Origin of the sequence: Moellerella wisconsensis (genome assembly GCF_022592395.1) — a bacterium.
Lineage (GTDB): Bacteria > Pseudomonadota > Gammaproteobacteria > Enterobacterales > Enterobacteriaceae > Moellerella > Moellerella wisconsensis.
The window spans coordinates 1,942,630-1,959,149 of the sequence record NZ_CP093242.1; the positions used below are offsets into that span (position 1 = coordinate 1,942,630).

Annotated in this window: 16 protein-coding genes; 4 read left to right on the forward strand and 12 right to left on the reverse strand. The window is 39.5% G+C overall.

What is annotated here, in order from left to right; genetic code table 11:
• The first annotated feature begins 19 nt into the window (after positions 1-19).
• Positions 20-964 carry a D-hexose-6-phosphate mutarotase gene (locus MNY66_RS08610; protein ID WP_241500683.1) on the forward strand — a complete coding sequence of 315 codons (945 nt, stop codon included), beginning with the start codon at positions 20-22 and terminating at the stop codon, positions 962-964.
• 112 nt (positions 965-1,076) lie between these two features.
• Here the strand turns inward: MNY66_RS08610 and MNY66_RS08615 are convergent, their stop codons facing one another.
• From MNY66_RS08615 to fadR, 4 genes are all read right to left on the reverse strand, one after another.
• Positions 1,077-1,829 carry a MipA/OmpV family protein gene (locus tag MNY66_RS08615; protein ID WP_241500684.1) on the reverse strand — a complete coding sequence of 251 codons (753 nt, stop codon included), beginning with the start codon at positions 1,827-1,829 and terminating at the stop codon, positions 1,077-1,079.
• A gap of 144 nt (positions 1,830-1,973) precedes the next feature.
• Positions 1,974-3,044, reverse strand: coding sequence for an alanine racemase (alr, locus tag MNY66_RS08620; protein ID WP_241500685.1), 1,071 nt, complete (start codon positions 3,042-3,044; stop codon positions 1,974-1,976).
• Between the two features lie 114 nt (positions 3,045-3,158).
• Complete coding sequence (locus MNY66_RS08625; RefSeq protein WP_241501877.1) at positions 3,159-4,418, reverse strand: D-amino acid dehydrogenase; 1,260 nt, start codon at positions 4,416-4,418, stop codon at positions 3,159-3,161.
• A gap of 412 nt (positions 4,419-4,830) precedes the next feature.
• Positions 4,831-5,547, reverse strand: a complete 717-nt coding sequence (gene fadR / locus MNY66_RS08630) for a fatty acid metabolism transcriptional regulator FadR (RefSeq protein ID WP_047256236.1) — start codon at positions 5,545-5,547, stop codon at positions 4,831-4,833.
• Between the two features lie 223 nt (positions 5,548-5,770).
• On the opposite strand from fadR, the gene nhaB reads away from it, so the two are divergent.
• Both nhaB and dsbB read left to right on the forward strand, forming a co-directional pair.
• Positions 5,771-7,318 carry a sodium/proton antiporter NhaB gene (nhaB, locus tag MNY66_RS08635; protein ID WP_047256212.1) on the forward strand — a complete coding sequence of 516 codons (1,548 nt, stop codon included), beginning with the start codon at positions 5,771-5,773 and terminating at the stop codon, positions 7,316-7,318.
• A gap of 191 nt (positions 7,319-7,509) precedes the next feature.
• Positions 7,510-8,028: a disulfide bond formation protein DsbB gene (gene dsbB / locus MNY66_RS08640; protein WP_047256213.1), complete on the forward strand. Its 519-nt coding sequence runs from the start codon at positions 7,510-7,512 to the stop codon at positions 8,026-8,028.
• Between the two features lie 116 nt (positions 8,029-8,144).
• Here dsbB and MNY66_RS08645 read toward each other — a convergent pair whose 3' ends face one another.
• The 5 genes from MNY66_RS08645 to MNY66_RS08665 all read right to left on the reverse strand — a co-directional run bounded on the left by MNY66_RS08645 (position 8,145) and on the right by MNY66_RS08665 (position 12,224).
• Positions 8,145-8,441, reverse strand: coding sequence for a DUF333 domain-containing protein (locus MNY66_RS08645; protein ID WP_047256214.1), 297 nt, complete (start codon positions 8,439-8,441; stop codon positions 8,145-8,147).
• 68 nt (positions 8,442-8,509) lie between these two features.
• Positions 8,510-8,842 carry an SMR family transporter gene (locus tag MNY66_RS08650; protein ID WP_047256215.1) on the reverse strand — a complete coding sequence of 111 codons (333 nt, stop codon included), beginning with the start codon at positions 8,840-8,842 and terminating at the stop codon, positions 8,510-8,512.
• A 146-nt stretch (positions 8,843-8,988) separates the two neighbouring features.
• Positions 8,989-9,651 (reverse strand): metal-binding protein ZinT, encoded by a 663-nt coding sequence (gene zinT / locus MNY66_RS08655; protein WP_047256216.1) that lies wholly within the window; start codon positions 9,649-9,651, stop codon positions 8,989-8,991.
• A 229-nt stretch (positions 9,652-9,880) separates the two neighbouring features.
• Positions 9,881-11,098: a sugar transporter gene (locus MNY66_RS08660; protein WP_047256217.1), complete on the reverse strand. Its 1,218-nt coding sequence runs from the start codon at positions 11,096-11,098 to the stop codon at positions 9,881-9,883.
• Between the two features lie 268 nt (positions 11,099-11,366).
• Positions 11,367-12,224, reverse strand: coding sequence for an NAD(P)H-hydrate dehydratase (locus MNY66_RS08665; protein WP_047256218.1), 858 nt, complete (start codon positions 12,222-12,224; stop codon positions 11,367-11,369).
• Between the two features lie 129 nt (positions 12,225-12,353).
• Between MNY66_RS08665 and MNY66_RS08670 the strand changes: the two genes are divergently transcribed.
• Entirely contained in the window at positions 12,354-12,575 is a 222-nt protein-coding gene (locus MNY66_RS08670) for a DUF2594 family protein (protein WP_047256219.1), read from the forward strand.
• A gap of 102 nt (positions 12,576-12,677) precedes the next feature.
• Here MNY66_RS08670 and MNY66_RS08675 read toward each other — a convergent pair whose 3' ends face one another.
• From MNY66_RS08675 to prc, 3 genes are all read right to left on the reverse strand, one after another.
• Positions 12,678-12,959, reverse strand: a complete 282-nt coding sequence (locus MNY66_RS08675; protein ID WP_047256220.1) for a hypothetical protein — start codon at positions 12,957-12,959, stop codon at positions 12,678-12,680.
• A gap of 253 nt (positions 12,960-13,212) precedes the next feature.
• Positions 13,213-14,094: a protease HtpX gene (gene htpX, locus MNY66_RS08680; RefSeq protein ID WP_241500686.1), complete on the reverse strand. Its 882-nt coding sequence runs from the start codon at positions 14,092-14,094 to the stop codon at positions 13,213-13,215.
• 384 nt (positions 14,095-14,478) lie between these two features.
• Positions 14,479-16,518, reverse strand: coding sequence for a carboxy terminal-processing peptidase (prc, locus tag MNY66_RS08685; RefSeq protein ID WP_241500687.1), 2,040 nt, complete (start codon positions 16,516-16,518; stop codon positions 14,479-14,481).
• Positions 16,519-16,520 lie beyond the last annotated feature (2 nt).

Here is a 16,520-nt window from a genome sequence, read left to right on the forward strand (position 1 = left end):
TATGAATAGGCGAGTTATCATGAATGATAAAATTTTTGATTTACCGGTATTAAAACAGATCTCCCCTTACCTTAGTCAACGTCAGTTAGGCGAACTTCCGCTGATTGTAATTTCCCATCCTAAAGTACGCGGAGCTATTAGCTTCCAAGGGGCGCAATTAATTGCTTGGCAACCTAGCGGTCAGAAACCCTGTTTGTGGTTAAGTGAAAATAGTGAGTTTAAACCCGGCACGGCAATTCGTGGCGGTATTCCTATTTGCTGGCCATGGTTTGGTCCTGCCGGCACACCTAGCCACGGATTTGCGCGTATTCTGCCATGGGAATTTACCGCTCATAATGAACACGATGATGGGGTTATCCTCACTTTTACCCTGTCTGATAATGAATATACTAAAAAACTGTGGCCACATGACTTCACATTGATATTACGTTTTAAGCTCGGGGAAACCTGCGAAATTGAATTAGAAAGCTACGGTAATTTCAGTGCAACCTGTGCGATGCATAGCTATTTAAATATCAGTGATATCCAAAAAACGGCAGTCTATGGTTTAGGTTCACACTATTTAGATAAAGTCACTGATAAGCAAGAATATAATGCGTCAACACTGAGAGTTAATGGACGTACCGATCGCATTTATACCGAATCGGATGAGTACAGTTTGGTTCGAGATGATGGCTGGCAGCGTACTATTGAAATGCACCATTATCATCACAGTGATGTAGTTTGCTGGAATCCGTGGGCAGAGTTATCGTGCAGCATGCCAGATATGCCGAATAATGGTTACAAGCAGATGATCTGCGTTGAAACCGCCCGTATCAATAAACCAATGATACCGGATAATGCCGAGCCTGCACGTATGTCATTAATTATGCGCTGTCGCGATCATAATGAGTTTCATCCCTATTTGGATAATGCCGCTCAAGATGATAGTTATAAAAAAAATAACTCTAGCGATAATACCTGAAAATTTTGGCATAAAAAAACCCCAATAATTGGTTGTCCAACTATTGGGGTTACTTCATTACATCTACAGTTTTTTGCATCGATAGCCTTAATAAAGACTACAAATCAGCATATTAGAATGTATATGTCACGCCAGACCATACAATCCCAGAAACAGATTTATTAACCATTGGGCTATCTTTAACTTCATTAGATAAACGGTCAACACGACCGACAGCAAATACAGACCAATCTTGATTGAAACGGTAATTTGCTTGTAATTCTAAGTAAGGAGTCCAGCTGTCACCTGCTTTATAACGGCTTAATCCACTGTTACGTGACTCTTTAGATGAAATACCGTATTCGTAATTATTTTGATTTTTGCTCGTCCATACAATACCAGCACCAGGCATGATAGACCATTTATCGCCGTGGAAACCGTATAAATAGGCGAAGTCACCTCTTAATCCATTACTAACACCCAGAATATCACCAGAAGCGATTGCTCGCAGGGTACCCCATTGTGCATTATGCTTATAAGTAAAGCCGGCCATCACAGTATCACGTCGACGATCTAGCTGACGCATGTCGTGGTCATCATTATCTTTAGGTTTGAAAAATTGTGGATAGTAATGTGCATCAAGTGATAATTGATCTACTTTATCATTCCACAAATAGTAACCCACGGCTAAAGTATGAAAATAAAAGTTTTCGCTATCATAATTAATTACTGGTACGGGAGTGACATAGTCTTTAGCTTTAATCCCTTTATAAGGTGAGGCTTGAGCTAATACTGAGCCACCAATAGACCAAGTTCCAGCGAAGGACGAAGCCGATAATAAGCTTACTGCGATACCCATTGATACTAATTTAACATGTTTAGACATTGCTAACCCTAGATTATTAATTAACTATTTGGCCAAATAATACTGTTGTCTGCCTTAAGTGCCAAGGATAATCCAACCAAATCACATTTTTAGTTAACTGTGCTTACAATTATTTTTAATTCTACCGTATTTATTCATAATTAATCATGTTTCGTAATCAATAGGTACTCTCTGAGCCAACCCACACATTAATTCATAACCCACCGTACCCGCTCGCTGAGCAATATCATCAATCGGTAAATTTTGTCCCCATAATTCCACCGAGGTTCCCTCTTTCGCTGTTGGACAATCAGTAATATCAATGGTTAACATATCCATCGAAATGGCACCTAATATCGGACAACGTACACCATCTACCCAAACAGGTGTTCCTGTTGGCGCATGACGAGGATAACCGTCCGCATATCCGCAGGCGACGGTAGCAATGCGTTTAGGTTGAGTCGCAGTAAAGCGGCTGCCATAGCCGATAGATTCACCGGCCACAATATGATGTACTGCAATAATTTCAGCGCACAAGGTCATAGTGGCCTTAACTTGATAGCAAGCAATATCGTGCCAACAACCACTTGGAGAGCCACCATAAAGCAAAATACCACTTCTTACCCAGTCATAATGAGTATTCGGATGCCATAAAATTGCCCCTGAATTAGCGACACAAGTCGCTAATTTTAATGCTGAAAAGGCTTCAATTTGTTGATGAGCATATTCAATACCTTGACTATTATCCGAATTAGCAAAATGGCTCATTAACGTCACTGAAGCAATATTATCTAGCGACTGTAAACGCGAAATAATCTTCGGATAATCAGTTGGTGAAAAACCTAACCGATTCATTCCACTGTTTAATTTAACATATATTGATATTGGATGGCGTAAATCCGCTTGTTTTAAGGCATCCAACTGCCATTCGCTGTGAATAGCGGTAGTCAAATAATACTGATCGATAACCGCTAAATCTGATGAATGGAAAAAACCTTCCAATAATAAAATCGGCCCCTGCCAACCAGCTTGGCGTAATTGAATCGCCTCACTAAGCTCTAATAATGCAAAACCATCTGTCGCCGCCAGAAATGGCCAAACTTTAGCTAAATTATGCCCATAAGCATTGGCTTTTACGACCGACCAAATTTTAGCTGTGCCAACCTGCTGGCGAATAACCGACAAATTATGAGTAAAATTCGGCAAGTGGATTTTTGCACAGATCGGACGGGGCATTCGACTTCCTCTTATTGTTTTTATTGGCTATTTTTTCGTATTTTTTATCGAAGCGCCAGAAATAATTATGGATATTTCTGCTTAAATCAACTTTATTGAACTTGCCTCACCGCATTAATGCCTGTCCATATAACGCCGTACCGACAGATCATCCGCTGCAATTTCAGGGCAGTTTCCCGAGATAATATCAGCCAATAATTTCGCTGAACCACACGCCATTGTCCATCCTAACGTCCCATGGCCGGTATTAATAAACAGATTTTGATAACGTGTTGCTCCGACAATCGGTGTACCATCCGGTGTCATCGGACGTAAACCGGTCCAAAAAGTCGCTTTTTCGATATCTCCCGCCCCCTGATAAAGATCGTTAACTACCATTTTTAACGTCTCTGCTCGTTGAGGAGGTAAACGTAAATTAAACCCCACGACTTCAGCCATACCGCCGACGCGAATTCGCTTGTCAAAACGTGTTACAGCTATTTTATAGCTTTCATCCAGCACGGTTGAAACGGGAGCGCGCTCGGCATCAATAATTGGCAAAGTTAATGAATAACCTTTTAAGGGGTAGACTGGAATGCTCACCAAATCCGTCAATAACCGGGTCGAATAACTGCCCATCGCGACCACATAACTATCTGCAGTGAGTATTTCATCGTCACATTGAATACCAGTGACCTTATTTCCCGCGGTCAATATCGCCTGTACCTGTTGACCAAATTTAAATCGCACTCCGATATCTTGCGCCATTATGGCCAAGTTTTGCGTGAACTTTTGGCAATCGCCAGTTTCATCATTTGGTAGACGTAACCCACCACTTAGCTTATGTTGAGCCTGCTCTAGTGCCGGTTCTGCGGTGATTAATTGATCGGCGGTTAGTAATTGATAAGCCACGCCCTGCTGCTGCAAAACGGCAATATCATTAGCCGCGTGATCAAGCTGCTGCTGAGTACGGAATAGCTGTAACGTTCCCGCTTGCCGACCTTCATATTCAATACCGGTTTCAGCCCGCAACTGCTTTAAACAATCTCGGCTATATTCAGCCAAACGTAACATGCGGCTTTTATTGATAGCGTAACGTTGGTCGCTGCAATTTTTCAACATCTGCCACATCCAACGTAATTGAAATAATGTTCCATCAGGACGAATAGCCAGAGGCGCATGTTTCTCAAACATCCATTTAATCGCTTTTAGCGGAATACCTGGTGCTCCCCAAGGGGTAGCATATCCCGGTGAAATCTGCCCCGCATTAGCCGCACTGGTTTCTGTAGCTACCGCATCTTGACGGTCAATGACTATGACTTCATGCCCTTGGCGCGCGAGATACCATGCGCTAGTGACACCAATAACGCCTGCACCTAATACCAGAACTTTCATCATTGCCCTCTATATTTTATAACCAACCATTAACATAAGAATAATAGGCTATAAAATATTTGCCAGCACAGAATTATCTACTGGATAAAAAACAGACTTAATCCCTAAAGCAGCACTAAATAGTGATTAATAACGATATATTATTTGGCATAATAATTATTTGGCAAAAAAATAGCACACCAGAGAAAATCACCCTAAAAATCAGGCTAGTAAGCCGAGGAGTAACTATAAACTGGATACTATAAGATAATAAAATTGCGTTATTATTATTTCCAATATCATCCCAATCGGATTGGTTTATTATAATGGAATCGAGATAGCAAAAAATGATTAGCAAGCAATTTGCATTTTTAGTCAAAAAAATAGCCTTCACTCGAAGGCTATTTATACAGTGTTATACTGCGATGGATTATTAGCTCATTTGGGCTAAATCGCTCGGCATATTGCCTTGCATACTGTGCCAAATTGTCCCGCTATCTTTTCCATAATTACGCACACATTCCATAATCCGCTCATAAGATTGTTCACGGCACAGATTTATCAGTTGCTGATAAAAATTTTGGGCTAATTTACGTGCGTCAGGATTAGAAAAATAGTAACGGCCTACACGTGTATACAGGCCTCTTAATCCATTGATAATTAATCCATAAATAGGATTTCCGGAGGCAAAAGCCAATCCGCGAAAAATATCATAATCCAATGCACTATAGGCTTGCGCGTTATCTTCGACGGTCTCTTTTTGTGCCAGCACTTCTAATGATTTTTCGGGGTTATTACGAAACGCAGTACGAATAAAAATTGCCGCAATATTAGTACGAACTGCCAGTAAATTATCAATTAATTGAGGTACTCTGTCGTGATCTAATCGCGCTAGAGTTTCAAGAATATTTAAGCCTGAAGTTTCCCAAAAGTTATTTACTTTTGTAGGCTTACCATGCTTGATTGTCAGCCAGCCATCGCGGGCTAACCGTTGTAATACTTCGCGCAGAGTGGTTCGTGTTACACCAATAAGCTCTGAAAGTTCACGTTCAGCAGGTAAAATTGACCCCGGAGGAAAACGATTATTCCAAATACTTTCAATAATATACTCTTCCGCAAAGCCGGCAGGACTTTGAGCTTTAATAACCATGTTTTGATTGATTCCAAACTGAATTTTACTAATTATAGCCGAAATCATAACAGATTGTCTGAATCTGAGATAGTTAGGTGCTGTATAAACAGTGAGATCAATCATAAAACATTATACTATTAATGCATTTACTATGAATATCTAAGCTTAATTTCCATTGATTTTAAGGGTAGTATATAGCCACACTAAGCTTTACATCTATACCAGAGGAATATGAATAATAATGGATATCAGTTTCAAACAAGCATTTCTTAGAAATTTTCTTGGAAACTCACCTGACTGGTACAAACTAGCGATCATTATCTTTTTGATTATCAACCCTATCGTGTTCTATCACGTCGATCCGTTCACGGCAGGTTGGATGCTAGTTGTTGAATTTATTTTTACTTTAGCTATGGCATTAAAATGCTACCCACTACAACCCGGCGGACTATTAGCTATTGAGGCGGTTATTATTGGTATGACCTCCCCTAGCCAAATAGGCCATGAGATCAGTAACAATCTAGAAGTATTACTGCTGCTTATATTTATGGTGGCGGGTATTTACTTTATGAAGCAACTGCTGCTGTTTGCTTTCACCAAGTTATTGCTGTCTATCCGCTCTAAGCGCGCCCTATCCTTAGCTTTTTGTCTTGCCAGTGCTTTCTTGTCGGCATTTTTAGATGCCCTAACGGTAATAGCGGTAGTTATCAGTGTTTCAGTCGGCTTCTACTCTATTTATCATCATTATGCGTCAAATCAACAAGATAATGATGATTTAACCAACGATGGCTATATCGATACTGCGGAAAAAAAACAAACACTTGAACAATTCCGCGCCTTTTTACGTAGCTTAATGATGCATGCGGGTATCGGTACCGCATTAGGCGGCGTAATGACAATGGTTGGTGAGCCGCAAAATCTGATTATTGCAAAATATGTAGGTTGGGATTTTGTTACGTTCTTCCTACGCATGGCTCCTGTGACTATTCCAGTATTCGTTTGTGGGTTACTTGTCTGTTATTTAGTTGAGAAATTTAAACTGTTTGGCTATGGTGCAGAATTACCTGACAGCGTCAGAAATATCCTGACACAGCATGATAAAAAAGCCAGTGCCAAACGTACACGTCGTGACCGTGCCCAATTGATTGTACAAGCGATTGTTGGATTATGGTTGATTTTCGCCCTGGCGTTTCATTTGGCGGAAGTTGGTTTAATCGGCCTGTCAGTGATTATTTTGACCACCGCATTTTGTGGAATAACTGAAGAACATTCATTGGGTAAAGCCTTCGAAGAGGCCCTACCGTTTACCGCATTATTAACCGTATTCTTCTCGGTCGTCGCGGTAATTGTTGATCAGCATTTATTTACCCCATTCATCCAATTTGTTCTACAATCTTCGGAAGCTTCTCAGCTATCGTTATTCTATTTATTTAATGGTTTACTCTCTGCAGTTTCTGATAATGTGTTTGTTGGTACGGTATATATAAATGAAGCGACTACAGCGATGAAAGAAGGCTTGGTTTCTCTACATCAATACGAAGCTCTGGCAGTTGCCATTAATACCGGGACTAACTTGCCCTCCGTAGCGACACCTAATGGACAAGCCGCTTTCTTATTTTTACTCACCTCGGCTCTTTCGCCATTAATTCGTTTGTCATATGGACGTATGGTTTGGATGGCCTTACCTTATACCGTGGTTATGACTATCGTCGGTTTATTAGGCGTTGAGTTGTGGTTATTACCCATTTCTGATTGGATGCATACCATGGGATGGATTACATTATCTTAAACGGGAATGAACCCAGCTATTAGTTATTACATCATTGTTATATCGGTGTTTAAATTAATATTTACACCGATATAACAATCGTAAGATTAAGTAAATTAACCGACAATATGGCGACAAACTGGCGATAACCCTTTTTTTGCTTAACATAACACGGCAGAATGTCAGCAATTAATAAACTTAGGGAAATGAGTATGCTCAGATATTTTAATTCCTGCTCAAAAGGAAGAGGAGCATGGCTATTAATGGCTTTTATTGCATTAATGCTGGAATGTGCTGCGCTTTACTTTCAGCATGTGATGAAATTACAGCCTTGTGTCATGTGTATTTATGAACGAATCGCATTATTAGGGATTATTGCTGCAGGATTAATTGGTGCGATTGCCCCGCAGAATGGGTTATTGCGTTGGCTAGCGATTATTGTATGGATTTACAGCGCTTGGCGCGGGCTGGATTTAGCTTGGGAACATACCATGTTACAGCTTTATCCTTCACCTTTTGCCTCCTGTGATTTTTTTGTCAATTTCCCTGAATGGCTACCGCTTAATCAATGGGTTCCGGCAGTATTTGAAGCCACTGGAGATTGCTCAGTCAAACAATGGGTATTTTTAGGCTGGGATATGCCGCAGTGGTTAATTAGTGTGTTTGCAGTTTATTTATTGATGGCAATTATTGTTACGTTGAGTCAATTTTTTGCCGCTAAGCAGAAATAATCAGTTATCTTGCTATCCCCAATAATTAAATAGCTAATAGTAATAACTCAATCATTAATATCTCCAAAAATAGCCAGCCTACAAAGACTGGCTATTTTTTATTCTGCTACGAACTGTTATAAACAGCTGCCATATTGAATGGCATCAACATCACACCGTTTACCATTGGCAAACTGACATACGGGGGTTTTAGCACCATCCAACTGCTGAGTTAGCGAAGGAATGCCTCCGGCGGAAGTACAGGCTTCGTTGATCCCTGGCCCCAAATTAATTACTTGTCGAGCATAATCAGCATCTTGATTGACATACTGTCGTTGTTTTTGCTGTGCTGAATAATTACTGCAACCTGAAACCACGCTCAATATTATCCCCAATACCGTTAATGATGCGATATTACCAGTAAACCGACTCATTATTATCTCCGCTGACTTGCGCTTGCTACTGCCAGCGTATGCTAGCCGAATATTCGCGCTATCTAAAATTAATGGGTTCCACTTTTAGATAATATATTAATAACTAACACGCCCACGATGATAAGCAGCATACCGATCACTGCAGGCAGATCGAGTTTTTGTTGATAAATAAACATCGCCGCAATAGAAACTAATACAATTCCTAAACCTGACCAAATGGCATAAGCGATGCCCAAAGGCATTATTTTGACCACTTGCGATAAGCCCCAAAACGAAACTGCATAACCAATAACCACTATCAAAGAAGGCCAAAATCGACTAAATCCATCAGAAGCCTTTAATGTTGTAGTAGCAATGACCTCCGCGACAATTGATAAAATTAATAGCCCCAGACCTTTCATATTCTCACCTATATTAAAATTAAAGCAAATAATAAGCACGGTGAAATTTAACACACTTAATCAGCACTAAAAACGATAAAAAACCCACTTAATACTGTTTTAAGTGGGTTTTAATCATGAAAAGTTATTTTTTATAGCTGAATATATTAATGATGTAACATTTCATCGACAATTTGTGCGGCATTTAATGAGTATGGATAATAGGTTGGCCAGTTGTCCATTTGCTCTAATAATTTTTCCTGCGAGCTATTTCCCATGTAAATATGAAAATGGGCTGATTGTTGCGGCTGAATAATGTGATCGCTAAATTGTACATATTTCGGAGCATCAGCATCGCCTTTAGCACATTCAAATAAATAACGTACGCCCTTCTTACCTGAAGCATAGTGTAATATTTTAAAACCAGAATAATGATATTCACAGGCGCTGACCTTATCGCCTTGATGGAATTCAATCACGTTATCTTCGATACCAATCATATCTATATCAGTCGCATAGCCCATTTTATAATATTGACGATATTGCTCCACGTTTTTTTGCGGATCTTTTTGCGCTTTTGCCTGTAAAACAGGATCTAAATCACCATTTAATAAATAGGGGTTAACTGACTGCCAGACTCCATCCCAATTACTCAAGGGCCGATTTTTGACAGCATCATCCTTAAATATACCTTCACTTGCCAAACGTACTTCTTCGGTTTGTGGCGGATGGCTGTGGCTATGCCCACCATGCGCTAATGCAGAAATACTAAAAAATGAAACACTACCCGCTAAGGCGACTAAAGATATAAACAATGAGTTACGTGTCATGAAAGCTGATCCTGTCAATAAAGTTATGTGATTCTAGATTATGTTATAACATAACACTTATTGATCACAAGATTTTTTTACAGAACAATTAAGATAAAAAACCCGAGCTTATGGCCTATAAAATAAGGCACGATAAACTCGGGTTATATGACTAAATTTGACTCGAATACGACCGTCAAGTCTCACGGTACGGAATTAAGTCTATCGTGACAGCGTCACGTAGTTTAATTTAAATAGAGGTTGAACTCGCTGCCGGTGGTGTAATTTCACTAAACGCCTGACGATAACGCCTAAAGATATATACGCACCATAACAGAGACAGAAAGCTTAACCCAGCCCCCACATAGCCGATATTAGTCATCCCTAAATGGGTGATCACTTGGTTCCCCAATAACGCCCCGCCACCAATACCTAAATTAACAATACCAGAGAAAATAGCCATTGATAGGTCAGTCGCATCCGGTGATAAATCAATAACTTTAACCTGCATACCTAAACCAATACACATAATCGCCATTCCCCAGAAAATAGTCAGCAGAATTAATGACCAACTTTCACCGCCTACCTTCATTAAAAATAACAAACTCACGGTTAACATCGCTATCGCTGCCGGTAAGAAAACCAATCCTAATTTATTACTATAGCGACCAAAAATCACACTACCAATAATCCCTGCGCCACCAAAAATTAATAAAATCAAGGTGGTGAAATCTTCACTTTGACGAGCCACTTCACGTACAAAAGGCTCAATATAGCTATATGCCGTAAAGTGTGCGGTCATCACAATCACGGTTAATGCGAAAATACCAACCAGTGCAGGCCGTTTTAAAATTATCGGCAAACTTTTAAAAGTACCGGAATGTTCGCTCGGCAATTTCGGTAAAAAACGTACCAGTATAATCATAGTAAATAAGGCGATAGCACCAATGCATAAAAAGGTAACTCGCCAGCCGAGCCATTGGCCAATAATTCGTCCTATCGGTAACCCAAGTACCGTCGCTAAAGCAGTTCCGGTGGCCAATAGCCCTAGAGCTTGAGCTTTTTTGCCCGGCGGGGCTACCCTAATAGCTAATGAGGCTGTTATCGACCAGAATACCGCATGTGATAAAGCTATCCCAATGCGTCCGCCAACCAATACCTCGAAGCTCCAAGCGAAGCCTGAAACGATATGGCTGATAACGAAAATAATAAATAAAATCGCTAATAATTTTCGACGCTCAATTTTACTGGTTAATAACATTAACGGTAATGACATTAATGCCACAACCCAAGCATAAATAGTTATTATCAACCCAGTATGTGCCGCTGACATATTAAAACTTTCCGCTATATCACTTAATAAAGCGACGGGCACAAATTCAGTGGTATTAAAAACAAAAGCAGCAATAGATAAGGCGATAACCCGAGTCCATGCCGTTTTTCTAGAAACCTGTGATATATTGTTCATAGTTTATTTGCTTAATCCGTAAAACATGGCACACAATATTTAGCCCTTAATATATAACGTAATAGCCGATATATAAAATACACAATAGTAATTAGATATTATTGTGTACTACGGACAATCAATAAGTTTTTCAGGCATTTTTGTTATTGCAAACTAAAATGTCACATTAACAAAATAGTGAAAACGCAATATATGTGGACTATATCACGTTTATGAGGGGTTTTAAAATGAACAACGATTCAATTTAATTGGCAAAAATAATCACTCATTATCGTCTAACTAGCTGATTCCGTAGCATTCTTACAGAATTAATTAATTCATGTGCAGTCAAACCGATCGGACCAATACCTTGTGATACTAAGTCGTCTGCCGCTTTACCATGTAACCATACTCCAGCCTGTGCAGCTTCTGAAAGCGGGATATTTTGGGCCAGCAAACTACCAATAATACCGGATAATACATCGCCACTCCCAGCAGTCGCTAATCCAGAATTTCCCGTTTCATTAATCCAAGTTTTTCCATTAGGCGCAGCAATCACTGTTGCATGGCCTTTTAATACTACCCAACAATGATATATTCCTGCTAGTTTTATTGCACTTTCAACTCTATTTTGTTGTATTTTTTCCACACTACAAGCTAATAATCTTGATGCCTCTTTAGGATGCGGCGTAATAATACAATTTTCAGTTAATTTTATCGCTTCAGCCTGTATTGATAATATATTCAGCCCATCTGCATCAATTAAAACTTTGGCTCCATTATTAATATACTGCAACATATTTTTTATTAATATAACCGCAGCTGATTGTATTCCTAATCCACAGCCAATCACCCATGCGGTGATATGCTTATTATTAATTAACTCATTAGCAATATTTAATATTAGTTCAGGTGCATTCTCTACTATTGCTAAGGGTAATTTATTTTGATTAAAACCAATAATAACTTTACCGCAGCCGGTTTTTAATGCCGCACTTCCTGCTAATACACAAGCGCCATTCATTTGTGGAGCGCTGCCAATAATTCCCAAAGTGCCAAAGGTACCTTTATTACTATCTTCAGGGCGAACAGCCGTTAAATAAGGGAATCGTTGGGCTAATAAGTCTTTTTCGGCTTGCGTCAGCATGGTTTACCCTCCAGACTGTATAAATTAGATAAATTTAATAGTCATGTTTAATTGGTTTTTTTTAAATTTTAACCGATTCTTTTATGGTAAAATTAGTCAATCATTCAGTAAATTTCAAGGAATATAGCAATGAAAAACAATTTCCCAACACCTGCAGATATCAATGTATTGGCTGACGAAGTCACTTGTTTAAAAAATCTATTAACTCATATGCTTAAAGCATTAGGTCAAGCCGATGCCGGTAAAATATTGATCAAGATGGATCGTGAAGTTGCCGCAATGGAAGATTGCAGCCAAGCAGAAACCTATAAAAGCACCTTAGAACAAATTAAAACAGCTTATCGCCAATAAGATAATAGCTTGCTTGTTGAATAGGATATTTTAGCCCCTTCAGTGCATCACCTATCCTGAAAGGGCTTTTTTAGCCCCCCCGCTTGCGCGGCCTATTACGTGCTAGTCTTTAACTTTTCCCGCATAAAGATCTTGGCAATGTGCAATATAATCGGCTAATTGGATTTGCTTGTTTCCGTGCTCCCAGCTTTTTTGCTCTTCAAAAGCCCAGACTTTATACACCTGCCCTAGATTAGCCGCCGCCATCCCCACTTCTTTATACATACGATGATAGAATCCCTGATCATTTTGATATATTTCAAATTTAAACGGGATCAAGCGCGCAGGATTAACCGCGTTAATAAAATCATTACCGAATACTAATGTTGTGACTAACGTATCCATAAAGCTTCCTCTGCAAGGTTTTACTTATTGTCTAATATAGTGTATTTATCCAATATGACAGTTCAATTAGCTATTAATATTAACTCTTAATAGAGTAGCAGCTTATCGCGATAAAATTATTTATCCATGATATTCATCATATTCAACGATTCAAAATTATTTTGTATTCATTAAAAATAAAAACTGCACCCTAATCCGTAATATTTCAACGTTTGAGGTGCAGTCGATATGATTTTTTAGCGATTCAATGCAATTATTTCAAATAATCACCAGAACGTAGAGCTTCGATACGTTTGTCTAATGGTGGATGAGATAAAAATAATTCACTGAATGATTTACCATTACCATTGATACAAAATGCCATCATACTGCTGGCTTCTTGTGGCTCATAACTGGTTTTTAAGCGCTGCAATGCGGCGATCATTTTCTCTTTACCGACTAATTGTGCCGAACCTGCATCTGCATGGAATTCACGATGGCGAGAGAACCACATGGTGATGATGCTGGCCAAAATACCAAACACAATCTCAAGCACCATCGACACGGCAAAATAAACCATAGGGTTACCGTTGCTGCTTTCATTTTCATCATTATTGTTAGATAAAAATCCAGCCACTACTTGGGCCAAAATACGTGAGATAAAGATAACAAAGGTATTTACTACCCCTTGCAATAAGGTCATTGTTACCATATCGCCATTCGCAATATGACTAATTTCATGAGCAATAACCGCTTCTGCTTCGTCACGGCTCATATTTTCTAGTAACCCTGTACTCACAGCCACCAGCGAAGCATCTCGACGTGCACCAGTCGCAAACGCATTAATATCCGGCGCATGATAAATCGCCACTTCAGGCATTTTTATGCCTACTTGCTGTGATTGGCGTTGTACGGTATTCATCAACCAGCGTTCAACATCATTACGCGGAGATTGAATTACTTCACCACCGACCGATTTTAATGCCATCCATTTAGACATCAGCAGTGAAATAAACGCACCACCAAATCCAAATAATCCCGCCATAATCATTAAACCTGAAACACTACTGCCCTGTATTCCAGTTAAAGAGAGTATAATCCCGAACACAAACATTACTGCGAGGTTTGTAAGCAGGAATAAAGCTATGCGCATCATATAATTTGCTTTCCTTGGTTAAAATAATATTACACGAATTTAATTCGGTAGAATCTATGCTATAAATAAGGCTTTCTCACAATTTTTCAAGCCTTTTACCACCTCAGACATAAAAATAAACATAACTTTACATAGTTGATAACAAAGCTCACTAATTAGCGAGTTATTAATCCGTTATTTTATCCTAATTTGAATTTAACCTGCTGTTTCCAATGTCATGAAAGTTAGCATAAAACGCCTTGAATAGACCGAAGAATTAGACTGAGTAACTAACTACACTGAATAAACACTGATGGGCTAATAGAATAAAGGTAGATTGAAGCAAATCCCTTCACTTCAATCTATTTAAGGCTGGTATTTTGACCTGCTAATCTGCGCCTAAGGCTATTTAGTTAATAAACGACCTGAAGGTGCGTTAATCGTATCAATCGCAATATTAACGCTTTCATCTAAATAAGGATCGGGACCTTCATAATCCTTTGGTAAATCATCAATTGATTTTAATAAAGGTTTACCTTCTTTAGCGTAGCGCGCATTGATACGCTTAAGTCTCGTTGCATCAATTTCGCTATTCTCTTTTTCACGCTGGGCATAATTAAGAGAAATAACATCTTTATTTTCTTTATTCGCTTTATAACGCGCAATATCTTCTTCAATATATTTAAACTCAGGATTCTGACTAATCCGAGCTTGATGTTTGGCTGTCAATTCTGCAACTATCGGTTTAACATCGCCTTGAATTTCATAACTTGCCGCAGGAATACTGTCCCAAGGCAACGCATTATCTTCAAAACTTTCACCGGTTTCAGCCGGATCAACACCCGTAGGCATCACAATATCTGGTGTGACCCCTTTTCGTTGAGTACTGCCGCCATTAATACGATAAAATTTCTGTATAGTATATTGCACTGAGCCTAATGAAGGCCATTCTGGACGCAGCATCTGGTCATAAACTCGGCTTAAACTGCGATGTTGCTGCACCGTACCTTTACCAAAAGTAGGCTCACCGACAATTAATGCCCGACCATAGTCTTGCATTGCCGCGGCAAAAATTTCAGAGGCTGATGCACTAAATCGGTCAACCAATACTGTCATTGGTCCTTTATAATAAACTGCATCATCTTCATCGATATCTTGGCGTACTTGTCCATTATTATCACGGATTTGCACTACCGGGCCACTCGGAACAAACAGGCCAGATAATGAAACAGCTTCGGTTAACGCGCCTCCACCATTACCTCGTAAATCAATCACTAAGGCAGAAACATTATCTTGCGCCATTTTTTGTAATTGGGTTTTAACATCATTGGTCAGGCCAACATAGAAGCCAGGAATATCCAGTACGCCTACTTTTTGGTTGCCAACTTGTTTAATCTTCAATTTAACTGCGCGATCTTCCAGACGAATTTGCTCGCGCAAAATAGTAATGGTTCGCGGTTTGGCACTTTTGCTGTCCGCTAAGACTTCAAGGCGAACTTTACTGCCTTTGGGCCCTTTAATTAACGCAACTACATCATCAAGGCGCCAACCGACTACATCGACCATACCTTTACCTTGCTGGCCCACTGCAATAATTTTATCGCCGACCGCTAATGATTTACTTTTTGCTGCTGGTCCACCGGGAACCATCGAATTAATCACCGTATAATCATCATCTTGGCGTAATACCGCACCAATACCCTCAAGAGATAAACTCATTTCCGAGTTAAATTGTTCGGTACTGCGAGGCGATAAATAGCTAGTATGCGGATCAATTTCGCGCGCGAAGGCATTCATAATTAACTGAAAAACATCTTCGCTTTGGCCCTGAGACAAACGCTTAATCGCAAAATTATAGCGTTTGGTCAGAGTTTCTTTGATTTCTTTATCATCTTTACCGGTTAACTTGAGATTGAGCCAGTCATATTTAACTTTTTCATCCCACAATTTATCCAGTTCTTGGCTATTTTTCGGCCATGGCGCTTTGCTACGATCTATCTCAATCGTATCATTGCCATCAAAATTCATCGGCTGATTTAACCGATTTAACGCAAATTGAAAGCGTTCATATCGGCGTTTTTGCGATAAATTAAACAAGTCATACAGGGCATCAAGCTTACCATCTTCCAGCCACTGTCCCACTTTTGTTTTGTCTTTGGCGTATTTATCGACATCAGACTGTAACAAGACATTATGCCCATAATCCAACATGTTTAAATAACGATCAAAGATCTTAGCTGAAAAGTCAGCATTTAAATCAAATTGGCGATAATGAGAACGAGTAAACCGTGAGGTAACTCGCTCACTCACAATGCCATGCTGTGGATCTTGTTTTAGCACGGGTAACTGACTAGCCGTGATTGAGGTCACAGCTTGTGTGTTTGCTATTGCATTGCCAAATGTGGCAAGGCTTAAAACAAAAGCGACTTTTAGAAGTTTGCTCATGC